We start from the raw sequence: 21,207 nt of genomic DNA, 5'->3' as shown, positions 1-21,207 counted from the left end.
ATGGCGAGTGTGGCACAGGGCAATTGGTGGCAGGGATTAGTCTCAGCAACCAAATCCTACGCTGCTTCAAGTGCTTAAGCTACACTCGCCAGCCTTCATCAACCTTCCCATGCATAAGAACGGCTAGACAACCCCGCGAGCAAAATCAACTCGCCTGCGGTTCAGACGATGATGTCTTCCGCTCAGATGAGCTGTCCATGTCCATCAGCAAGGGCTTATCAGACGAAAGCGAACACGCGACAGGGACCGCCAGTGCCGCCACGGATCTTCTGTGCGCCAACGACAAGCATCGCGCCCTTCTCCGGCAGGCGGTCCAGATTAGCCACGGCTTCCAAACCCCACCGCCCACTCGGCAGCCACGCATTGTGAGTGGCAAAATCGGGCGAGGGGCCGAAATCGAGCGAGAGCGTGTCCACCGCGATGCCCGAGGCCGTCGTTGTCTCAAGGAGCATCTTCGCCGCCTCCACATGGAAGCCGGGAAAGTGCATCACCTTCTTGTCGTCCGCATTACGGAACTTCGTCCCGGTCACGTGAGCATCCCAGCCCGAGTTCATCGCCACACAAGCTCTGTCCGGAAGCGGGCCGTTCTTAGCGATCCAGGCCTTGATGTCATCGGGCGTCACCTGCGCGTCGGGATTGCTGGCTGCCTTCGCCCGAATGTCGATGATGGCAAGCGGCACCACAAGGTTTTCGACCGGGATCTTGGCCACGCTCTTGCCGTCCGGCGAGAAATGCAGCGGCGCGTCCATGTGGGTTCCGGTGTGCTCGTTGATCACCCACTCGTTCAGATTGAACTTGTTGTCCTTGTAGGTGAACTTCGGCACCATCCTGAGCTGCGGGTCGCCAAAGTAGGTGGGAAAGTCAGGGTGGAGTTCGTGGGTCAAATCCCGAACACCGCTGGTGGAGACCGCCACGGTGGGGGCCTGCGCCTGTGCCGGTGCGGCGATGCTTCCAATCGTCGCCGCGGCTGCCGCAGCGGCCGCGCCGCGCAAGAGGCTGCGCCGGTCGAGCATTCTTTCCTTCACTTGGTCGATCACGCAATGCTGACACATGATGGTGGCTCCCTGCTGAAGGCGGTCCTGCAAGCCCCTGGGACTGAAACTTAACCTTATGGCTCTCAGCCCTGTCAACAACCACCCTGCTGGCCAACCAGATGCGATAGGCTAGGCTGTGGCTTTGCATGGAGGCCCACATGGCGACTGTTAGACTGCTCACCGATGACGAACTCTCGCCGGAGGCGCGTGCCGTCTTCGACGACATCCGTGCCGTCCGGCAAACCGAGTTCGTCAACAACTTCTGGCGCGCGCTCGCCCATGATCCAGTCACGCTCAAGCGGACTTGGGAGAGCATCAAGCAGGTGATGGGTCCGGGGGCACTCGATGCCAAGACCAAAGAGATGCTCTACGTAGCCGTTTCCATCGCTCATGGCTGTAACTACTGTATCCACTCCCATACGGCTGCGGCTCGAGCCAAAGGAATGACTGAAGCCGAATTTGCCGAATTGATTGCCATCGTCGGGATGGCGTCTGAGACGAACCGCATTGTTACGGCGCTCGGGGTCGAGGTCGATGACGAGTTCAAACTTTGAGAGTAGTCGCCACCATCAGCACGAACGGGCCGAGAGCGTTCGCAGCCGGAATTTGCGACTGGGACTCCCCTGCCCTTTGGCGATCACTGCTTTGCCGCGCAGAGCTCGTAACAGCAAGACTTCAGATCCCTAATCCCTGGCTCTCCCTGTTGGTCGCGTCCGACACGGCGGATGCTCCAGATTAACCCCGTTCTTACCCCAATGACGGATAGTGCCGATCCATGCATAATAAAGGAGACGCCATGAGTGATGTAGTGGGCATTGCAGGCGACCGGATCCGCTCGTTTGTGGAGCGCATCCAGCAGATCGAAACGGAATTCAAGGACCTGACTGAGGCCAAGAAGGAAATCATCGCCGAAACCAAGGGTGAGGGCTTCGACGTGAAGGTACTCAAAGAGATTATCAAGCTCCGGAAGCAGGATCAGGAGGAGCGCGACGAACACGAGAGCCTGCTCGACGTCTACATGGGGGCGATGGATGAGGTTGCACCAGTTCCTGCCGCGCAAGCCGCATGACAGCACTCACCGCTCAAGTGTTGCAGAAGGCCGCCCCACGGCGGCCTTCTTATTTTCCCGATTGGAGCATTGGCCTGTAAGAATGCTCGCTCGCCTGCAAACGTGTCCTTCTCGCGCTCGCGATGAGTGCGGCTGCCAGAGTAGCCCTCACCAAGCGTAGTGATGGACCTGAACGGGCCGTGACGCAGAGCTGTTGACCGGCGTCGCGATCATGCCACGATCAATGGCTTGCTCCAGCACGGCTGCGATGGCTGTCTCTTCACCAGCACGTACACTGTCCTCGTCAGCTGACGCCGCCGGAACAGTCAGGTTGCGGATGTCAAAGCGGAACGGGTCGGTCGAATAAGCCCCATCGGGAGAGGTCGTGAAGATGTGGGATGAGGGTGGGTAGGTGGAAGGATCGTCGAACTGATAGGTGCGGTAGACCTTCACTCCTTCATACTCCAGGAACGCCTCAGGCAGGCTGATATCCGCGGACTGAGCAATCATGGTGAATCCTTCCTTATTGTTCAGCTTGGGAGGCACCTGTTTAACTGCGATGCTGGCAGAAATGCGGCAGGGCCGGCGAGCGTGTTTTTGAAGACCTGACCGGCTCCGCTTCTGTTGCATCAAGTTAATGAGGGATCGGCGGAGCGTACTTGCCTTAAACAACTGATGATGCCCGCTTTACATCTATGCCACGCAACGCGAACGTCGGGGAGAGAGGTTTTGACAAGGAGTCTGTGACTGTTGCCGTGGTCGCCGAGCATGGCACGTTGTATGCTCACCCTCATTGAGGCCATGCCATATGGGCTGCATCAATGTCCTCTATCTCGAGCGAACTGGCTGCTGTGCTAGCCACTGTCCGTCGCCCCGGCGACTTCTTCGCTTCCGGCACGATCGAGCTCCTGGCGCCACAGCTGGAGGTGGTGGGCGTTGGCCAGATCGCACTGCCGCTTCTTCCAGCGCAGGCCAAGCAACTCGTCGCAGCCGCCGAGCGGGCCCCCTTTGGACGGGGAGAGCAGACCCTGGTCGACACGGCGGTTCGTCGGACGTGGCAGATCGGCCCGGACCAGGTTCGGATCCAGGGCCGGGGTTGGGCACGGACGCTGAGTGCAATCCTGGTCCGCGTGTGTGATGGCCTTGGCGTCGCTGAGCCAGTGCAAGCCGAGTTCTACAAGCTGCTGCTCTATGATGAAGGCAGCTTCTTCGCGAGCCACCGGGATACCGAGAAAGCGCCCGGAATGTTTGCCACGCTGGTGGTGGTGTTGCCCTCGACGTCGACCGGGGGTGAGCTTCTGGTCCGGCATAAGGACCGCGAGGTTCGGCTCGACCTCCACGGCCCTGATCCCTCGGAAGTGGCGTTCGCCGCCTTCTATGCCGATTGCGTTCACGAGGTCCTGCCCATCACGTCGGGCTTTCGGCTGGCTTTGATCTACAACCTGCTGCGTCCTGGGCCGGGGCGGCTGCCCGAACCACCCAGCTATGCCAACCAGCAGGCCCGGCTTGCGGCACTCCTGCAGGCCTGGGGCGCGGATCTGAGCCGTTCAACCACTGATGAACCAGAAAAGCTCATCTTTCCGCTCGAGCATGCCTATACATCGGCTGAGCTTGGGTTTGGAGCGCTCAAAGGCGCCGATGCTGCCGCAGCAGGGGTTCTCATGGCCGCCGCCCAGGCAGCCGACTGCGATCTCCACCTGGCGCTGATCTCGGTCCAGGAGAGCGGTAGTGCAGAGTACACCGGTTACACCTCCTCGTACCGCCGCTGGTCGGAGCCGGACGAGGACGAATTCGAGGAGGTTGAGGTCCTCGACCGCTCTATTGCCCTGTCGGCATGGCGGTGGCCCGATGGTCAGCCCTCGGTGCTGGGTGAGATTCCGGTCGGAGACGATGAACTCTGCCCGCCTGATGCTCTCGACGATCTGGAGCCAGACGAGGAGCACTTTCATGAGGCGACCGGCAACGAGGGCTCCTCGTTCGAGCGAACCTACCGCCGGGCGGCTCTCGTGCTCTGGCCGCGCAAGCGCTTCTTTGCTGTTTTGTGTCAGGCCGGCTTGACGGTCACCCTCCCCTATCTGGCTGACTTGGCCGAGCGCTGGTCGAGCAGCCGCGAGGATCACACATCAGTCCTGTGGCGTGAAGCGCATGAACTCTCCGGCCACATGATCTCCTCCTGGCATGGGCAGGCGAGATACCCATCGCGGGAGAAGGCTCCCACCCATGCCACCCAGATGCTGATCCTCCTGATCCAGCTCAGGGACAAGATCCACCTTGAGGCATTCCTGACGACCATCGCGGCGGGCAACGGCTCTTATTCTGAGGGTGACAATGATGCCATCGTTCAGGCGACCGATCTCTTATCGCCCCGGCGGGCCGCAGCCCTGATCCGGCAGATCATCGCCGGGAATGCGGCGACCTCCCTGACGGCCTGCGGTAATCTGCTCGCCCGGCTCGTGGCCGCAGAAGGACACGGCCGAGAAGGCCACCTCAGAGGGGCTGCGACGGCTTTGGTCGAAGCCTTGCCAGGCGATCCGCAGCACGCACCAACACAGGGGCCATGGTGGCAGGATCGCAGCGTGAAACCTCGCCTCGTCATTGATCTTCTGGAGGCGCTCTGCCGGATTGATCCGCGATTGGCCCAGCGTGCAGCCGATTACATGCTGACGTGGCCCCAGACCTATAACTTGGATACCGTTCTGGTCCCGGCCATGCGGGAGCTGGCCGGGTCGAGGATTGCCCGAGAGCCGGCGGTCCAGCGGTTGCGTGACGCCTGCCTTGCGCACCTGCGCACCCGGATTGCCGAGCCGCTGGCGCCGCCCAATGATTGGAGCCGGGCCAGCGTGCTCCCGTGTCGATGCCGCCATTGCGCGGAACTCGGCCGCTTCCTTGCCGATCCTGAGCGCCAGGCCTGGGCCTTCAAAGCCGTCGAAGCAGACCGATCCCACGTGGAGCAGACGATCCAGCGGGCTCACTGCGATGTGGACTTGACCACGGATCGTCGCGGTCGGCCCTATACGCTGGTGTGCACCAAGAATCAGGCGAGCTATGACCGCCGGGCGAAACAACGCAGGAAGGATTTGGAGGATGTAAACCACCTGGATGGCGGAGGTATATCGCGGAATTAGCCAGAGAGGTCTTCATCCAAGAAGGTTGATTGGAATGTTCATTATGTAAGCAGATCTTGAAGCCTCACCAATGAGGATCTCACGTGCAGCTGTGTGCAAACTCTGACGGCAGCCCGAAGGAGAGAATACCTGCTCCTCGTTTGATGCACGTTTGCGCCTACACCAGAATTTAGCGGAAGCAGGCATTATGGAACTAGATAGGATGTCGTTCCAAAGTATTCCGAAAACTATGGGCCATCCGGGCATGCCAGAGCCAGAACACTCCCAGTCAAGATTTAAGGGTGAAAGGAGCGGGCGGGCCACCCGCCTTGAAGGCCCGAGGCCTTGCTCCTGCCTGACGGCAGGAATAGAATGACCGGCACTCTGGACCCGCTCGGGGACGAGGTAATCGCATGAGGCGACGAGACGTCATCGTCATCCTCGGTGGGGCAGCGATGTTGCCCTTCGCCACCCGTGCGCAGCAAGTTCGCGTGCCACAGATCGGTCTGATCTCCCTTGGGGCGGACCCCAGCAATCCCGTCGTCTTCGTACCGTTTCTCGAACAGATGCGTGCGCTCGGCTACGTGGATGGCCAAAACATCGCTTTCGAGCGCCGCTTCGCCGCAGGGCGCAGCGATCTCCTTGACGAATTCGCGGCCGATCTCGTCCGCCGCAGGGTCGACGTGATCGTTGTCACTGGACAGCGAGAAAGCATCGCTGCTTCACGGGCGACGTCGTCCATTCCCATTGTGATGGTCATCAACCCTGATCCGATCGGCCTAGGACTCGCGCGGAGCCTGCCGCGTCCGGGCGGAAACGTGACCGGCCTCACGACCATCGAACTGGAACTCTACGGCAAGCGCATCGAACTCCTCAAGGAGACCCTTCCGACGGTGAGCCGGGCCGCGCTGCTGATCAGCCACGGCAATCCGACCTACGGCCGCGATTCCGCGTGGGCGCGTCAGGTCGAAGAGGTCGGCCGCTCGCGCGGGGTACAGATCGATCTCGTCGAGGCTGAGAGCACGACCATGGAGGAGGTGATTGCCGCGGCCGCCGCAAGCGGAGCGCAAGCCTTGCTGGGCGCCTCGGACGGGGTGATTGTTGCGGCCCGCAAGGAGATTGCGGACGCTGCCATCCGGCACAAGCTTCCGACGGTGTTTTCCTATCGCTCGAACGTGGAGGCTGGCGGGCTGCTTTCCTATTCGGCCAAAGTGGAAGACATGTCCCGACGCGCAGGCGTGTTCGTGCACAGGATCCTGCATGGGGCCAAACCGGCGGATCTGCCTATCGAGCAAGCCACGACCTTCGAAATGGTGGTGAACCTGAAGACAGCGCGAATCCTCGGCATCGAGATTCCAGCCCTGATCGTCGCTCAGGCCAACGAGGTGATCGAATGAGGGCTGAGGGTCCTCGACTCGCCTTGGCCGGGGCGCTTCATGGTCGGCTGCGAATTTCGTGGAAGGCCGTTTATGGAATTGAGGCGGGCATCAGGTTAGCGCCGCTTCTCAGCCCCTTTCTTGGCCTCTCGTGCTCGGACCCATTGAGAGGGTTTGGAAGGGTCATAGCCATAGCGCTTCCGAAACTCCTCTAACGTCTGCTCTCTGGCAAGGATTTGCCGCAGTTCTTCTAAAGCAGGATGCAGGGAATGGGTGGTGTCGGGCTTCGTCTTGCTCATGCGCGCGATACCTTTTGCTGGAGGCGCAAGATCGACTGCGAAGATATGGCGGACTCATTCGTCACGACGGCAAAGAAACTCCCTGCAAAACCCTAACAAATTCTTCATCTTCTTTGTTGTCACTCCCCATTATTATGAAGTTGAGGATCGGCCTCTGTGCGCATGAGGCAGCCGTCCATAATTTCGCGGAAGTCCCTTTTTGGAACCGTGAAGCATGGCCTTCGCTTAGAGTGTTGAAGCCCTGAAGGATCATCCAGACACCGGCGCACCTATGCCATTGAGTCAGAACCCCATCGTTGAATGGCCGGCAGAGCTCCATCACCTGCTGCAGGGCATGCAGATCGCGACCGGGACTGATGGCCAGCGCTATGGCCGCATCGACATCGACGTGGATCGGGAGACCCTGTTCCTGATCAACGACTTCGAAGCACGGGTGCGGCACCGCCAGGTGCGGCTCAGACTCGCTGACAATGCTGAAGAACGCCTCGTGGGCGAGATGAACCCATTGGTTGGCCTCGGGGCAGTGGACGATCCAACCCAGCACATCGGCAAAGTCCGCATCAGCTTTCACGATGTCCAAGAGGATAGCTGCATTGATCCAGCACCTCAGATGTAAGGGCTTAGTAAGGGTGCGTAGTTCGCAGAATTGCCTTTATGGAACAAGTTCCAGATGGCCTGTGCCGCGGCTGAGAGCGGCCGTGGTCTGCACACGAGCCCCAGCCCTGTAAGATGATCGCCCGCGTAACGTAGGATTGAATTGATGATGCGTATTCATCTTGCACGTGCGCACAAAGAGGCGCATGATGGTTGGCTCCCAGGGTTGTGTCGCGTCCCGTGTAGGGTTCTGCCCACTCCACCGCCTGTCCCTACGGCGTTCCCGGCGCTTTTGCAGTCTGCATCGTGACGGCTCGCCAAACTGCGGTTGGCTCTCTGGCATACGGGAGGCACGTTGATGATCGCTTACAAGGGTGACACGGTGACCTGTGAAAACGGCCATGAGATTTGCGACGTTACCCAGGATATAGGCCGTTACTCGGGTGCCAATGCCGAGATGTTTACCGCGTGGCGCAGAGGCATGTCATCGGAGGGTGACCAGCTGATGCGCCATTGCTCCCTTTGCGGAGCTGAATTCATTCGTCCGATGTCAAAGCACCCTGCGCCACCGCAGCGAACCGGGTTGCAGTGCTTTCGACCTTGGCTCACCGAGGCCGAGTTCGCCTACATGGCTCGTGGTCTCCAACTCCACATTGGAAACGAGTGGCGGCGCTAAACCAACCAGGTGTCCCTGTCTGAAGGCAACAGACGGATCAAGCGATCCGATCCTGTGACGGAAGGGCACCATCATGGAATGGTCGCACGCTCCCTTGCCCAGCGTGGTGAATGCGTACTTGTTCCACGCACCGGTGCAGGCAGGCGAGCCGGAAGACACCATCCTTGCGGTAAGCCGTAGGGAGCGCTCGCTGGGAAGCTGGGGAATTGCTCTGCCATGCCCGAGCAGCACTATCATCAGCACCGATATCGAACAGCGACGCCGACGGGACTTGATCAGCACGCCCGCGAACGTGACAAGCCGCCATCAAGGGCTAGGAGAGGACTTGCCCGTGGTCGGCATCACCCTCGATGAGCGGCCTTCCACTGCCTCGGCTCACGATGCAGCGGCCTGGACATGAACGGCTTGATCACGGCCCATTCGGGATTGGGCGAACCGATTTCGTGATGCAGTCATTGCGGCTATGATGCCGCCAAAGTCGTCGGGGCCCCATGAGAATTCCAAGGTGATCAAGGGATGACGGTTGGAATCAGAGCCCACCTTGCGTGTCAAACCCGACCCCACGCCAGGATGCTGATCGAATGAGGCGGCGCGAGGTCCTGACATTGCTCGGCGGTGCGGCAGTATGGGCGCTCCCGTCACGCGCGCAACCACCGGCAATGCCGATCATAGGGTATCTTTATAGCGCGACGATTAGGAATGAGCGGTGCGTCAACTGCAGTGAGCACCTGCGGGCTTTGGTGATGCTTTCCTAATCATGCTTCTAAGGTTCGGGCCCGTGTTGGCAGCATCTTTGACGGCGCGGTACGGGATTTTTAGAACATCGTTAACCGTGAGACCGGGATGCAGGCCTCGCCGCCTGCGACGGCGGGGCCTTCCGCTAGGCTTAGGAAGTTCCGACGATGAGCCAGTCACTTTGCACAATATTGTGCAGCACGACGCATCATGCTTCGAGGCATCATTCTTGCTCCCTCATTGCCCTCTTCGTCTTTGTGCCATCGACATGTTTCTCCTCGAGGGCCCCATAGCGGGATCGCATGGTCGCTCGTGCCAATAACTGGGTATTTACCTGCCTCATCCAGAGTGTGTGGGCCCAGACGGCCCCGCCGCATTCATGAGCGTTGTTATTATTCATGCGTAAGATCTTCACGCCGAACGACTACCTTCCGTCCGCTATCCGGACCGAGGACGGCACTGTCAGGAGATCGCATGAGAGTGAGGCCCTGCCGTTCCAGAACTTGAACACCAACCCCAGCACCAACTGGGAGGAGCCGTGGCTGGCCATGGGCCAAGCCGAACCCGGCTGGTGGCAGGCTTTCGCTCTTGATCACGGCGTGCGATCCACGCGCACGCCTGACAAGTTCATCAGGAAGTCGCCGGACACGAACGTGTTCGACCTTCCAACGGGCGAACTGATGAGAGCGGATCGCTTGGCCGAGTTGGCGATGAACAAGCCCGAGGACGAGATCCACAAGCGGATCGAGAGGCTCCGCGCCGCCATCGAGGCTCCCCCACTTAAGACATTCACCCAGAAGGCCCAAAGCGCAGTTCAGCCGCCATCCGCTCCCGCGGTGGAGCAGCCCAAGGCGGCAGATGTGCCAAGGAAAGCCGAGCCGCCTCCGGCACCGGCAGCGCATGACGTTGAGATTCCCCTTTCCGAGGCCGTCGAAACGGTTTCCCAGCCCGTGCCGGAGACCCCGATAACCTCCCTCCTGATGCCGTCCACGAAGTTCGTCCCGTCGGCCTTTCAATCGGCTCTGTATCGCATTGACCTCTCGCTGAAACACTCCTTGCTTACGCTCACTGAGACGGCCGCTGACAAACCGGACGGCCCTGAAGCGCCCCTTGCCGCCACCATTGAGGTGGCGGGTGGCTCTGAGACCAGGGAGGCCGACGTCATCGTTCTCGATGGGTATTCGGAGCCGGACGTGTTCGAGAGTGCCGCCGCCGAGCTCGTGGAGCTGCAATCCAGGGACAGGGCCATGGCCGCGTCACAGGACCTGTATCAGAAACCTGCGGAGGTAGATGATCGGGCCAAGATCGGCATGGTTGGCGAATCTGAGCTCGCGGAACCCACAGGGATTGAGGATAGGATTCCGGAGGCTGTGGTTTCAGAGGTTGCTATCATCGCGCGTGATGAGGATGGGACTGGAGAGGTCATCCAGGTCGTCGCGGAGGTGAATCCCGAGAGGACGGATGGTCAGGAAGAGGAAGTCGACCTTGGATACCTCGCCCTGTTCGGGGAGGACGTTGCGCCTATCCAGACCCTGTTGAGGGTCAAGTCGAAAGTTGCCCCGCAGGCGGTGCCGGCCGCTCCCGCGGCCGAGAAAGCCGCCGTCACGAAGGAGCCAGCCTCCATTGAGAAGATCGCTTCGGCTGAGGATGAACTTGCCCCCTCAGGTGAGCCGCTTGAGCCGGTGCTGGAGGAGCATTCTGGATTAGACGCTACCGCTCCTGTCGAGGTGTTCGAAGCGGCGCAAGAAATCCTGCATGGGAACGTAGTGCTTCCGGCCCAGGATGCGGAGATTGCCGCCCCGAGGGAGGAGGCCATCATCGGGTCACAGGTCATTATGCTGCCCCCTCCCGCAGTGCCCCAGCGCCCGAGGTTCGCCTTCTACCAGCTTCCTGCCATCGAGCTTCTCGCACCGCCGCCGCAGCGGGAGGGAGAGGTCCTGACCGAGGACATCCTGGAGGAGAGGGCCGGACGCGTGGAAAAGGTCATTCGTGACTTCGGGGTGAAGGGCGAGGTCATCCATGTCCATCCGGGTCCAGTGGTCACGTTGTACGAGCTCGAGCCGGCTCCAGGGGTCAAATCCTCGCGTGTCATCGCCCTCTCGGAGGACATCGCCCGTTCGATGAGCGCGCTCTCGGCCCGCGTGGCGGTGATCCCGGGCCGCAATGCCATCGGCATCGAGCTGCCGAATGCAACCCGTGAGACGGTGTACCTGCGCGAGATGCTGGAAGCGGCGGATTTCCAGGCGTCGGTTCAGAAGCTCCCGATCTGCCTGGGCAAGACCATCGGCGGCGAGCCGGTGATCGCCGATCTCGCCCGCATGCCGCACCTGCTGGTGGCCGGCACCACCGGGTCGGGTAAGTCGGTGGCGATCAACACCATGATCCTGTCGTTGCTCTACCGCTTCACGCCGGAGCAGTGCCGCCTGATTATGGTCGATCCCAAGATGCTCGAACTGTCGGTCTATGACGGCATCCCCCATCTGCTCACGCCCGTGGTGACGGATCCGAAGAAGGCGATCATCGCCTTGCGCTGGGCGGTACGCGAGATGGAGGAGCGCTACAAGAAGATGGCGAAGCTCGGCGTGCGCAACATCGACGGTTTCAATGCGCGTGTGTCAGAGGCAAAAGCAAAGGGTGAAGTCATCACGCGAACGGTTGAGACGGGCTTCGATAAGAACTCAGGGGAGCTCACGTACACCGAAGAGGTCATGGACCTCACGTCGCTGCCCTACATCGTGGTGATCGTCGACGAGATGGCCGACCTGATGATGGTGGCCGGCAAGGAGATCGAGGGCGCGATCCAGCGCCTGGCCCAGATGGCGCGCGCGGCCGGCATCCACGTGATCCTGGCGACCCAGCGCCCGTCGGTGGACGTGATCACCGGCACGATCAAGGCGAACTTCCCGACCCGGATCTCGTTCCAGGTCACCTCGAAGATCGACAGCCGCACGATCCTGGGCGAGATGGGGGCCGAGCAGCTTCTGGGCCAGGGCGACATGCTGTACATGGCCGGCGGCGGCCGGATCACCCGGGTGCACGGGCCGTTCTGCTCGGACACGGAAGTCGAGAAAGTGGTCAATCACCTCAAGCGCCAGGGTGAGCCAGTCTATCTCGACGCCGTCACAGCTGACGATGAGGCACCGGAGGAATTGGAAGTTCCCGAGTTGCTTATCGATGAGGACGATGCCGGTTTCGCGTCAGGTGATGCCTACGAGCAGGCCGTCAGCATCGTCCTGCGGCACAGAAAGGCGTCAACCTCCTACATCCAGCGCCGGCTGCAGATCGGTTATAACCGGGCGGCTTCCATCATGGAGCGGATGGAGAAGGAAGGGATCGTTGGTCCCGCCAACCATGCCGGCAAGCGGGAGATCCTGCGCGGGGAGTTCGAGGATTAGAACAAATGAACGGCCTTGTCCCCGCACGATAAAGGCGCGAGGCTCCCTCTAAGGCCTCACTCCTCAGAGATGGCGGAGTGCAGGCCCTGGAGCCATCCAGCGATGTCAGATGAGTAATGCGCCACCTCCATCACGAGCAGCGCAAGGTCCTCATCCGTCGGGACTGGGGCACCCTTCAATCGCGACAGGAGCTTCATAATCGCTTGATCGCGCGTGGGTTCCGGAGGGTCTGCGACCCAACCGATGCTGGCCTTGTTGATGGCGAGCTTGAAGCGCTCCCCGCTCTGAAAGCGGGCATCAACAAACCATCCGTTCCCGCTCGGGCTCAGGTCGACGACGGTGAACGATGGAGTCCTGATCCCAATCTGGGGCTCAGGGGGCTTGCCGGATACCTCCAGCACTTCCCGCAGCCCCTCAATGAACTGTTCCACGCTCATCGCGGACCGGGCCAGCGTCTCCATCCCATAGATGAGCTGGTTGAGGCTGGTGAACGGATAGCCTGGTTCGCCCACCCTGTCGGTACCCCAGTGGAAGATGGACGACAGCCTCTCGGCGAGTTTCCCGTCGTTGGGAGCTACGCTGACGCTCTTGCCGTCCCTGTCGGCTGTCACCGTCACCGTGCTGCCATCCGGGAACATGATCCGGAGCATGAGGAGGTCGCCATCAATGACCTTGGATGTGAGCGCCACCGAATGCCTCCTTTCGCCTCAGGTCTCGACAGCGACGGTATACCCGTCAAGCGGAGCCGCAGACAACACGGGGCATCTTAGGCTCCGGCAGTTAGTCCAATGCACGCTGGGACAGGATCATCTTCAGAACTGCACCTGCCCGGAGCGGCCTCTGATCACGAGCAAGACCCACGATGAGCGACAGCGCGCTACAGCTAATGGTTCTGGCCGAGCGGTCTTATGGCAGACCAGAATTCCTTGAGGCGCGAGCATCTCCTCCACCATCCGAAGGTTGAGCGAGCAGGGGCAATGAAGCCAGATGGCCTTGCTGATCACGTCCGCTGGAGAATGGTGACGGGGCTGCCATACGCCCGGCACGTTCCTCGGCAAGCCTGACATGCAGCGTCCCCTGGCCGGATCGGAGGTCGGCTTCCAGATCCCCGGCCTTGGCATCTTCTACCCGCCCAACCTCACCCCTGATCCCGAGACCGGGCTCGGTAAGTGGAGCGAGGCCGATATTATCAAGGCAGTGCGGACCGGTGTCAGACCCGACGGTCGGCAGCTCGTGCCAATCATGGAGCTATGGCGGAAACTGGGTGATGACGGTGTGAGAAGGGCGACGGATCGAGGCGGGTGTCCAGCCTGCCAGAACCTCTGCGAGAGAGCGATACGTCATGAACGAAACTACCAACATTGTCCGCCTTCGTCAGCCCGACACGATTGACGATCCCCTGACCGATATTCTCCGAGCCGGCGCCCGCAAGCTCCTGGCCCAGGCCATCGAGATCGAAGCCGAAACCTTTCTCGCCAGCATGCGCGAGCTGAAGTTGCCGGACGGACGTGAGCGCCTGGTCCGGCACGGCTATGGGCCAGAGCGCGCCATCCAGACCGGCATCGGCTCGGTTGAGGTCCGCCGGGTCAAGATCCGCGACCGCGGCGCCATGGGGGAGGATCGGATCCGCTTTACCTCGGCGATCCTGCCGAAATGGGCCCGGCGGACGAAGAGTTTGGATGCCTTGCTGCCGATCCTCTATCTGCGCGGGCTCTCGACCGGCGACTTCCAGGAGGCTTTAGCCGCCCTGCTGGGTAAGGACGCCCCGAACCTTTCGCCTTCCGCCATCACCCGACTGACAGGCGAATGGCAGAGTGAATACGAGCGCTGGCAGGCCCGGGACCTGTCAGCCCGCCGATACGTCTACGTCTGGGCCGACGGCGTCTACCTGCAGGCCCGCATGGAAGATCAGGCCGAATGCATCCTGGTGCTGATCGGCGCCACGCCGGAGGGCAAGAAAGAGCTGGTCGGCTTCCAGACCGGCGTGCGCGAGAGCGCCCAGAGCTGGCGCGAGTTGCTCGTCGAGGTCAAACGCAGGGGCCTGACCATCCCGCCCCGGATTGCCGTCGGGGATGGAGCACTGGGCTTCTGGAAGGCGCTCGACGAGCTCTTTCCGGGCACGCATCATCAGCGCTGTTGGCTGCATAAGACGGCCAATGTCCTCAACAAGGTGCCCAAGTCCGTGCAGCCGGGCATGAAGGGAGCCTTGCGGGAGATCTATCTTGCTCCAACACGGGCCCAAGCCGAGGTCGCCATCGATCTGTTCGCCGAGGCCTATCAGGCGCGCTATCCGAAAGCCGTGGAATGCGTGCGCAAGGATCAACGGGCGCTGTTGGCCTTCTATGACTGGCCGGCCGAGCATTGGATCCATCTGCGGACCACGAACCCGATCGAGAGTGTGTTCGCCACAGTCCGGCATCGCACAGTGCGCACCAAAGGCTCGCTGTCGCCAACGACAGCACGGCTGATGGTGTTCAAGCTGGTGATGGCGGCATCCAAGAGCTGGCGTCGGCTGATGGGCGAAAACCAATTGCCGAAAGTGATTGCCGGTGTCAGGTTCAAGGACGGCGCCGAAATCTTTCCGGCGCCGGCACACAACGTCGCCTGATCGGCCCCATCACCTAAATTCCGTCATAGCTCTCCCGCTCCGCCTCAGGATCCAAGACGGTCTCGAATGTCTCAGGTTCAGGAGCCACCCAGGTCGGCTGCGGCTGCGGCTCCCCAGCACGGTTCCCCAAGGCGTCGAGCAGGCTGTGGAGGGCTTCATCCGTGACTTCCACCTCCGGGGTAGAGGGCGGGCCGGCGAGTGCGATAGCGCGGGTTCCGTAGCTGAGATCGCTGGTGACCTCGGGACCAAACCAGGCCGGCGGCTGGAACTTTCGCGCCGCCTTGTCGTGTTTGACCGCGACGCTGATCAGATCGAGCGACGCTGGGATGACGAAGCGCTGGATGGTGGCGCTGTGCGAGCCGATGTCGATCGGGATGCTCAGATCCTCGGTCCGTCCGGCGGTCAGCTCAAGCAGCGCCTCAGCCTGAGCACGAGAGATCTCAGCAGGCTCCTCGAGTCGGCCGGCAGCATGATGGGAGACCAGGATAAGGTGGCCGGTACCGCCTGAAACCTGCACGTGAGTGCTCCGGCCTGTTCGATCCGGGAAGAAGCCCTGCCGGACGAGGTGGCCTCCCCTCTCCCTCTCGATCAGGCGAGCCAGGGCGGGGGCGAGTAGAAAGACTCGGGTGGCGCTCATCGGGGTCGGCCTTCCGCAATGGGTGACGCTGGTCGAGCCAGCCCTTCTCAAGCTAGGGTGTGGTGACGGGTCAGGGAAGGGAGGTCGGCACTGTCTCTGTCAGACAGGAAGGGAGCCGACTGATCTTTGCTCAAGGAGGGCTGTCAACTCGCGGAGATAGTTTTCCCGCCGCTGGTGGTGCCGAGATTCAAGCATCGCGAGCGCGCGATCCTTCACGCTCGTGTTGGGCAATGTCGCGATGAGGTTCTGTCGCTCCCGCTCGTATTGGTCATCCAGCTCCTTCAAAATGGCTCGAAGGGACCTCACCAGAGGATGATCCTCAACAGCTGGACGGCCTACCTTCTGATCCACCGCTCCCCGCTCCTCTTGAACACCACCCTACCCTTCAACAGTCTGGGAAAATAAGTACGGTGTCTGTCGGGAAAGCGACAGATTAGAAGAATTCAGCCGCATTTGGCATCTATTTCCGCAAAGAGCTCCAATGATGACCAAGCTTTGCCGAAACAATGGCCATTTCAATCGTCACGAAGGCGAGTTGGTCTGCGGCGGGTATCCGCCCATACCTCACGTATGTTCTTGCAGCGTGCTCCAGCTGACAGATACGGATTGTTTACTGTGGCCCGACAAGATCCGTGCACCGGGCGCGTGGCGTATCAGCCTGAACAGACACTCCGGTGCCATTGGTGATGGCATTGAGGTGGGTGGAGGGCTTCCTCTCCGCTGACGCCCTGGCTGTGAGGACTTTGAGGCAGCACTCTCAGCCAGGGCGCTTTGACGTGCCGAATGCCCATCAATCGAAATTTCAGACAGAACAGGGGCTGGCCCAGAGGAGAGTGCCATGGCCCGGTACTATTTCGATGTCCAGAACGGGAAGCCGCTCGTGCGCGATGACGAGGGCGCCGAGTTCGACAGCCTGGAAGCTGCCGTGCACGCGGCGGCCCGCTCAGCGGCTGAGATTGGCACGAGCCGGCTGGCGAGAGGCGATACCAGCGATGTCGTCATCGAGATGCGGGACGAGCAGAACCAGCGGGTCTGCACGGTAACCGCATCGATGCGGATCGAGCGACACGGCCCACCTCATCAAGGGCCGCATTCCTGGAGCGCATAAAAGGCAGCTTGTCATGAGGATCTGTCACTGCGTCGAGGTTGCCTTCACGGCGCGCTCAACCGTCTCCAGCAGTTCTGTAAGGCGGTAAGGCTTGGCAAGGAAAGACACTCCCACTGACTCGCACAGGCCGTGGCAGATCCGCGAGCGGCCCGAGGTAAAGACAACCGACAGGAGCGGTTGGAGGGACAGGGCCGCTTGCGCCAGCTCAAAGCCGTCCTCGCCGCCCAGATCGATATCGGTGAACAGAACATCCACTGACACATCCCGCAAAAGGATCTCGGCCTCCTCTGCGCTGGCTGCCGTGAAGACCTCGTAGCCTGCATCCATTAGGGCTTCGGCTGCGATCGCGCCGATGATCAACTCGTCTTCAACGACGAGAACGCGCTGGCGCAGAGATTTCGGGGGGAACTGTCGCAAACCCATCAGTAACTCAGTTCGGCCTATGCCTTCGGTCAACTCCGGAGGTGCATGATGTTCAAAGGCTGTCATTTCGATCGCTCAGTGATCCTACTGTGCGTCCGGTGGTATCTGGCCTATGGCCTGAGCCTCCGGAATCTGGAAGAGATGATGGCCGAACGAGGCATTGAGGTTGATCATGCCACGATCCATCGCTGGACGGTCCACTACGCCCCGCTTCTGCTGGAGCAATTTAACCGACGTAAGCGAGCCGTCAGCCGGAAGTGGCACGTCGATGAGACGTATGTCAAAGTGCGCGGACGGTGGATGTATTTGTACCGGGCGACTGACAGCGATGGCGATACAATCGAGTTCTGGTTCAGCGAGCGCCGGAACCTCACGGCCGCCAAGCGCTTCCTGCGCATGGCGCTCAAGCGGCATGGTAGACCTGAGCGGATCGTCATCGACGGCAGCCAAACCAATTATGAAGCAATCCTGTCGTGCGATACCGAGAACCGTTTGCGGGAACCATCAAACTGCCCGCTTAAGCCGATCAGGGTTCGACAAAGCGCTTATCTCAACAATCTCATTGAGCAGGACCATCGTGCTGTCAAACGGCGGATTCGCCCAATGCTTGGATTCAAATCAGTGAAAAGCGCTCGGGCAATCCTTGGTGGCATCGAGATGATCCACATGTTACGGAGGGGCAGACGAAGTACGTCTGCACTCAGCATTCATCGCTCGCCGAGCAGTTCGAGCGGCTCGCCGCATAAGTGGATACGGACCGCGCTAGGATCTTCCTGTCCCCAGGTGCAAATTGCGACAGAACCAGCGATGTCGCTGGCTTCGCCGCCGAAGCGTCTGGGCCCAGAGTCGGATGATGTGGTCGCGAAAGGCGCCGAGCGACCGGAAGTTGGTCGGCACGGCATGATACGCATAGTAGCCAGTGAGCACCTGCTTCAGCCACCGTCCCTGCTCGGGAATGGGCCAATGCATGCGCCGTCGCAGCTCGTTCTTGATCTCCTTCAGCTTCGCCATCCTGCGGTCCCTCCGGCTTTTCGCGGTTCAATGGCTGGCCTACACGCTCCCCTGTCAACGCTTCACGGACGGCCTCACGACCGCCCGCGCATGACTCGGGGCCAATGTGGATCGCTACTCCTTCATTGCGATGGACTTGCACCATCTACTTCTTGCCGGTCTCCCGGCGCACCTTATTCCGACCCCATGCCGGAGGGCCGGCCGGATACACCAGCATGCCGGAAAGTCCGCCGTCGTCTCTGGCTTGATGATCAAGGGTGGATTGTTCGCCAGGTGGCGAACTGTTTGTGACGGTACTGGTCGGGGAAGATCAATCCGTCTCACAGATGAAATGCCGGAAGACATTGAATAGGCCCTGGTAGGAGGTCTGGTGCTCAGCCTCCTGTCAGAGCAATTCTTCATTTAACATTCAGCCGTCGAGACGAAGTCAATGTGCACTCTGTCGTTCCAGTCTTGGTCTAGGGCAAGCTGGAGCAGCCGCGAGCCGAACTAGCGGCGTATTTAGAAGTTGCATAGATAGACCTCCGGTCCTCTGCCAGACCGCCTGATCTCTGACACGGAGGCCAAGGCTGATTGGCTCACGAAAACCGACCGGGGCGGAAGGGTTCGAGCATAGGATGGGCCTCCCCTGTCACGATCTCATCTGCGAGGAGCTCGCCCGCGATGAGCCCAAGCGTCGCGCCACTATGGCTGAAGGCGATATGATAGCCCGAAATGCCTGGGAGCTCGCCGAAGACCGGCTCACCATCTCCTGGAATGGGCTTGCGACCGACGCCATAGGAGTCGAGAGCAAGCTTGGGATTTCCCTCGAGCACCGCCGATGCTTCGGTGAGGAGGCCCTGAACAGTTGAGTCCTTCACCTCAAAAGTACCGTCCGCTCGCCTGCCCACTTCCCGTTCCGACCAGCCCGAATCCAGCACAAGCGCACCCGTCGGTGTCGGCCTTACAGCCACCCGCGGCGTGTTTAGAACAGCCCGCAAAGCAACATCAATCGGCTTTGTCCGAACAAGTAGCCCGATTGGGGATGCGTCCGGAATACGGTACCCGACTTCAGCAACAACCTGAGGCACGGAGGGGCCGACAGCCAGCAGAGCTGCGTCAGCTTCGATGTAAGTGCCGTTAGCAGCCTTAACGCCAGCGACCCGACCATTGACGACATTGATGGATGCACGCCCCGCCTCACTGACAAGTGTACCACCGAGTGCAGAGAACTCGCGCAGAAGCAGATCGATGAGCGACGGGAGATCGACCCATCCTTCGCCAGGATTGAAGATCGCTCCCTGGGACGGAATTACATGACCATTTACTCCTGGTGTAACGGCAGCAACCTCGTCCGCACGCAAAAGACGAGCGTCATAGCCGATACGACGTTCATGGGCATAGACCTTTGAGATCGCGTTGGCCTCATTGTCGGCATCCCAGGTCAAGGCCCCATCGAAGCGGAGCCAAGTGGCACTCGGGAGTTGCGCCGCCAGAGTCCGGTAGCGATCGATTCCGATTATTCGCAATTGATGATACTCAGCCGAGCGCATGCGAGCGGAATTCAGCCAGGAGAGCGAACGTCCTGACGCGCCGCTTGCTGGACGCTCTTCGGTGATGAGCGTTACTCTGGCACCCATTCGGGCCAGATGAACAGCCGACGAGACACCGAAGATGCCAGCGCCGATTACAGCCACGCGGCGGCGTAGGAACTGAGGGTTCATAAGAAGGATCCTTTCAAGGCTTTGATAGTCAAAACAGGTGGGTCCGTTAGCATGATGGGAGTGCAGTGCCCTCCTCCCCTCTAGCGGCGCATGAGGCATGGGGACTTCGATGCTTGGCTCAGGTGGTCGAAGGTGACGTTAAAACCCATACGGGATTGCGGTTGACGGCGCACTGTCAGGGAACTGAACAACAAGCACTCATAAGTCGCCGAGGAATACTGGAAGGCCGATTGAGCGCGCACCCGTGGCTGCAGCAACTCGGTTGCAGTCCATGGTTCCTAATACTGGTAGCGCCGCTCAAGTAGTGCCACACCCCTTGTGAGTATAAACGTTAGCAGGACATATACGATCGCGACCGCCAAGAGGGGCTCATAGATCTTGAAGGTTTGCATTCGGATGTAATTTGCCATGCCGAGCAGATCCATGACCGTGATTGTTGACGCAAGGACTGTTGCTTTCAATAAAATGATGCTCTCCCCGCCAAGCGACGGAAGTCCGATGCGATAAGCTCGGGGTAATATGATGAGGCGCCACATGTGTGTCTTCGAAAGGCCAAGGGACTTGGCGGCTTCGATCTCACCCTTAGGAACGTTCATGATAGCACCTCTCAGGATCTCACCTGAGTAGGCGGCGCAACTGATAATGAGTGCGAGCAGCGCATACCAATATCCATCCCGCAGAATGGGCCACATAAAGCTTGAACGAATGCCCGGCACTTGGGCAATGAGGTTTCCGACACCGTAGTAGAGGATGTATATCTGGACGAGGAGCGGGGTCCCGCGGATCGTTGTTATGAAGCCCAGTGCGATCCACCGAATGGGCAACTGCTTCGACACACTCATGACCGCGATGCCAGTTGCGACAAGAAGGCCAATCAAGCTCGACAACAGCCAAAGGGACAGCGTGATCCAGAAGGAGTCGACGAGTTGTGGAAACAAGCCCAGAAAGAAATCCCACGACATGCTGCGGATTACCCTATGCGAAGCCACGATTGAGGTGGCGACTCACCAAGGAAAAAGCCCAGTTTGAGATAATCGCGAGGGCAAGGAAGATGAGTGCTGTTGTACAAAAGAAGCCCAGGTAAAATTTTGTCTGACTCGCTGCGATCTTCCCCACAGCCAAGAGTTCGGTAAATCCTACAACGCTGACCAATGAACTGTCCTTCAGCGCCGATTGCCAAAGATTTCCCATCCCGGGCAATGCAACCCGCAACATGAGGGGAAACGTAATCAGACGGAACCGAAAGTTGGGCGGCAGCGCTAGAGCCTTTGCAGCCTCGCCAACCCCTTTTGGAACGGCCACAATGGCGCCGCGGAAAACCTCTGTCATTGAGGTGGCTCGGTTTGGTTGAACAGCGTTTTCGGTTCGCTAAGTGGAGCGTCTGCCGGGGTTACGCTGCCGCGCGTTGCGGAAGCGGGTTGAAGTAGGCCTGATCGGGCGTGCTCCGGTCAAGGCT

19 protein-coding genes and 1 pseudogene are annotated in these 21,207 nt (G+C 60.3%); 9 read left to right on the top strand and 11 right to left on the bottom strand.

Annotated features, from left to right (window positions below):
* Window positions 1-218: 218 nt before the first annotated feature.
* Window positions 219-1,052 (bottom strand): cyclase family protein, encoded by an 834-nt coding sequence (locus tag FS320_RS21520; RefSeq protein ID WP_152713997.1) that lies wholly within the window; start codon window positions 1,050-1,052, stop codon window positions 219-221.
* A gap of 140 nt (window positions 1,053-1,192) precedes the next feature.
* On the opposite strand from FS320_RS21520, the gene FS320_RS21515 reads away from it, so the two are divergent.
* Both FS320_RS21515 and FS320_RS21510 read left to right on the top strand, forming a co-directional pair.
* Window positions 1,193-1,588, top strand: a complete 396-nt coding sequence (locus FS320_RS21515) for a carboxymuconolactone decarboxylase family protein (RefSeq protein ID WP_152713996.1) — start codon at window positions 1,193-1,195, stop codon at window positions 1,586-1,588.
* Window positions 1,589-1,830: 242 nt separating this feature from the next.
* Window positions 1,831-2,103 (top strand): DUF2312 domain-containing protein, encoded by a 273-nt coding sequence (locus tag FS320_RS21510; RefSeq protein ID WP_152713995.1) that lies wholly within the window; start codon window positions 1,831-1,833, stop codon window positions 2,101-2,103.
* Window positions 2,104-2,250: 147 nt separating this feature from the next.
* Here FS320_RS21510 and FS320_RS21505 read toward each other — a convergent pair whose 3' ends face one another.
* Window positions 2,251-2,592, bottom strand: coding sequence for a hypothetical protein (locus tag FS320_RS21505; protein ID WP_152713994.1), 342 nt, complete (start codon window positions 2,590-2,592; stop codon window positions 2,251-2,253).
* 311 nt (window positions 2,593-2,903) lie between these two features.
* Here FS320_RS21505 and FS320_RS21500 point away from each other — a divergent pair, with 311 nt between their 5' ends.
* Complete coding sequence (locus FS320_RS21500; protein WP_152713993.1) at window positions 2,904-5,207, top strand: 2OG-Fe(II) oxygenase; 2,304 nt, start codon at window positions 2,904-2,906, stop codon at window positions 5,205-5,207.
* 392 nt (window positions 5,208-5,599) lie between these two features.
* Entirely contained in the window at window positions 5,600-6,583 is a 984-nt protein-coding gene (locus FS320_RS21495; RefSeq protein WP_152713992.1) for an ABC transporter substrate-binding protein, read from the top strand.
* 95 nt (window positions 6,584-6,678) lie between these two features.
* On the opposite strand, the gene FS320_RS46060 is transcribed toward FS320_RS21495, so the two are convergent.
* Window positions 6,679-6,861, bottom strand: coding sequence for a hypothetical protein (locus tag FS320_RS46060; RefSeq protein ID WP_192926315.1), 183 nt, complete (start codon window positions 6,859-6,861; stop codon window positions 6,679-6,681).
* A 61-nt stretch (window positions 6,862-6,922) separates the two neighbouring features.
* Window positions 6,923-7,441 (bottom strand): hypothetical protein, encoded by a 519-nt coding sequence (locus tag FS320_RS21490; protein ID WP_152713991.1) that lies wholly within the window; start codon window positions 7,439-7,441, stop codon window positions 6,923-6,925.
* 1,823 nt (window positions 7,442-9,264) lie between these two features.
* Here FS320_RS21490 and FS320_RS50245 point away from each other — a divergent pair.
* Complete coding sequence (locus FS320_RS50245) at window positions 9,265-12,261, top strand: DNA translocase FtsK (RefSeq protein WP_338105435.1); 2,997 nt, start codon at window positions 9,265-9,267, stop codon at window positions 12,259-12,261.
* Window positions 12,262-12,317: 56 nt separating this feature from the next.
* On the opposite strand, the gene FS320_RS21480 is transcribed toward FS320_RS50245, so the two are convergent.
* Entirely contained in the window at window positions 12,318-12,950 is a 633-nt protein-coding gene (locus FS320_RS21480) for a hypothetical protein (protein WP_152713990.1), read from the bottom strand.
* Between the two features lie 340 nt (window positions 12,951-13,290).
* Between FS320_RS21480 and FS320_RS48150 the strand changes: the two are divergent.
* Both FS320_RS48150 and FS320_RS21470 read left to right on the top strand, forming a co-directional pair.
* Window positions 13,291-13,506, top strand: a pseudogene (locus tag FS320_RS48150) (c-type cytochrome); the annotation flags it as partial.
* A 97-nt stretch (window positions 13,507-13,603) separates the two neighbouring features.
* Window positions 13,604-14,869, top strand: a complete 1,266-nt coding sequence (locus FS320_RS21470; protein ID WP_152713989.1) for an IS256 family transposase — start codon at window positions 13,604-13,606, stop codon at window positions 14,867-14,869.
* 13 nt (window positions 14,870-14,882) lie between these two features.
* On the opposite strand, the gene FS320_RS21465 is transcribed toward FS320_RS21470, so the two are convergent.
* On the bottom strand, window positions 14,883-15,506 hold the full coding sequence (locus tag FS320_RS21465) for a CYTH domain-containing protein (RefSeq protein WP_152713988.1): 624 nt from the start codon (window positions 15,504-15,506) through the stop codon (window positions 14,883-14,885).
* Between the two features lie 838 nt (window positions 15,507-16,344).
* Here FS320_RS21465 and FS320_RS21460 point away from each other — a divergent pair.
* Window positions 16,345-16,614 (top strand): DUF6894 family protein, encoded by a 270-nt coding sequence (locus tag FS320_RS21460; RefSeq protein ID WP_152713987.1) that lies wholly within the window; start codon window positions 16,345-16,347, stop codon window positions 16,612-16,614.
* A 24-nt stretch (window positions 16,615-16,638) separates the two neighbouring features.
* Here the strand turns inward: FS320_RS21460 and FS320_RS21455 are convergent, their stop codons facing one another.
* Window positions 16,639-17,037 carry a response regulator gene (locus FS320_RS21455; RefSeq protein ID WP_152713986.1) on the bottom strand — a complete coding sequence of 133 codons (399 nt, stop codon included), beginning with the start codon at window positions 17,035-17,037 and terminating at the stop codon, window positions 16,639-16,641.
* Window positions 17,038-17,085: 48 nt separating this feature from the next.
* On the opposite strand from FS320_RS21455, the gene FS320_RS21450 reads away from it, so the two are divergent.
* Window positions 17,086-17,783 (top strand): IS6 family transposase gene (locus tag FS320_RS21450; protein WP_244627285.1). Its coding sequence is split into 2 segments (ribosomal slippage): window positions 17,086-17,713 and window positions 17,713-17,783, totalling 699 coding nucleotides; the frame shifts between segments, so codons are not numbered across the junction.
* Window positions 17,784-17,799: 16 nt separating this feature from the next.
* Here the strand turns inward: FS320_RS21450 and FS320_RS21445 are convergent.
* From FS320_RS21445 to FS320_RS21430, 4 genes are all read right to left on the bottom strand, one after another.
* Complete coding sequence (locus tag FS320_RS21445; protein ID WP_244627284.1) at window positions 17,800-18,048, bottom strand: hypothetical protein; 249 nt, start codon at window positions 18,046-18,048, stop codon at window positions 17,800-17,802.
* Between the two features lie 578 nt (window positions 18,049-18,626).
* Complete coding sequence (locus tag FS320_RS21440; protein WP_152713985.1) at window positions 18,627-19,751, bottom strand: NAD(P)/FAD-dependent oxidoreductase; 1,125 nt, start codon at window positions 19,749-19,751, stop codon at window positions 18,627-18,629.
* Between the two features lie 278 nt (window positions 19,752-20,029).
* Window positions 20,030-20,713 (bottom strand): ABC transporter permease, encoded by a 684-nt coding sequence (locus FS320_RS21435; protein WP_152713984.1) that lies wholly within the window; start codon window positions 20,711-20,713, stop codon window positions 20,030-20,032.
* 13 nt (window positions 20,714-20,726) lie between these two features.
* Window positions 20,727-21,080, bottom strand: coding sequence for an ABC transporter permease subunit (locus tag FS320_RS21430; protein WP_244627283.1), 354 nt, complete (start codon window positions 21,078-21,080; stop codon window positions 20,727-20,729).
* Window positions 21,081-21,207 lie beyond the last annotated feature (127 nt).

The organism is Microvirga tunisiensis (assembly GCF_009296175.1).
GTDB classification, from domain to species: Bacteria; Pseudomonadota; Alphaproteobacteria; order Rhizobiales; family Beijerinckiaceae; genus Microvirga; species Microvirga tunisiensis.
This window is presented reverse-complemented; position numbering and strand designations above follow the sequence as displayed.

What these genes read in the sequence shown, in the direction of transcription:
- FS320_RS21465 (WP_152713988.1), bottom strand. Translation starts at nt 15,506, where the DNA reads ATGAGCGCCACCCGAGTCTTTCTACTCGCCCCCGCCCTGGCTCGCCTG.
- FS320_RS21455 (WP_152713986.1), bottom strand. Translation starts at nt 17,037, where the DNA reads ATGGGTTTGCGACAGTTCCCCCCGAAATCTCTGCGCCAGCGCGTTCTC.
- FS320_RS21505 (WP_152713994.1), bottom strand. Translation starts at nt 2,592, where the DNA reads ATGATTGCTCAGTCCGCGGATATCAGCCTGCCTGAGGCGTTCCTGGAG.
- FS320_RS21470 (WP_152713989.1), top strand. Translation starts at nt 13,604, where the DNA reads ATGAACGAAACTACCAACATTGTCCGCCTTCGTCAGCCCGACACGATT.
- FS320_RS21445 (WP_244627284.1), bottom strand. Translation starts at nt 18,048, where the DNA reads ATGGCGAAGCTGAAGGAGATCAAGAACGAGCTGCGACGGCGCATGCAT.
- FS320_RS21510 (WP_152713995.1), top strand. Translation starts at nt 1,831, where the DNA reads ATGAGTGATGTAGTGGGCATTGCAGGCGACCGGATCCGCTCGTTTGTG.
- FS320_RS21430 (WP_244627283.1), bottom strand. Translation starts at nt 21,080, where the DNA reads ATGACAGAGGTTTTCCGCGGCGCCATTGTGGCCGTTCCAAAAGGGGTT.
- FS320_RS46060 (WP_192926315.1), bottom strand. Translation starts at nt 6,861, where the DNA reads ATGAGCAAGACGAAGCCCGACACCACCCATTCCCTGCATCCTGCTTTA.
- FS320_RS21500 (WP_152713993.1), top strand. Translation starts at nt 2,904, where the DNA reads ATGTCCTCTATCTCGAGCGAACTGGCTGCTGTGCTAGCCACTGTCCGT.
- FS320_RS21440 (WP_152713985.1), bottom strand. Translation starts at nt 19,751, where the DNA reads ATGAACCCTCAGTTCCTACGCCGCCGCGTGGCTGTAATCGGCGCTGGC.
- FS320_RS21460 (WP_152713987.1), top strand. Translation starts at nt 16,345, where the DNA reads ATGGCCCGGTACTATTTCGATGTCCAGAACGGGAAGCCGCTCGTGCGC.
- FS320_RS21515 (WP_152713996.1), top strand. Translation starts at nt 1,193, where the DNA reads ATGGCGACTGTTAGACTGCTCACCGATGACGAACTCTCGCCGGAGGCG.
- FS320_RS21495 (WP_152713992.1), top strand. Translation starts at nt 5,600, where the DNA reads ATGAGGCGACGAGACGTCATCGTCATCCTCGGTGGGGCAGCGATGTTG.
- FS320_RS21520 (WP_152713997.1), bottom strand. Translation starts at nt 1,052, where the DNA reads ATGTGTCAGCATTGCGTGATCGACCAAGTGAAGGAAAGAATGCTCGAC.
- FS320_RS21435 (WP_152713984.1), bottom strand. Translation starts at nt 20,713, where the DNA reads ATGTCGTGGGATTTCTTTCTGGGCTTGTTTCCACAACTCGTCGACTCC.
- FS320_RS50245 (WP_338105435.1), top strand. Translation starts at nt 9,265, where the DNA reads ATGCGTAAGATCTTCACGCCGAACGACTACCTTCCGTCCGCTATCCGG.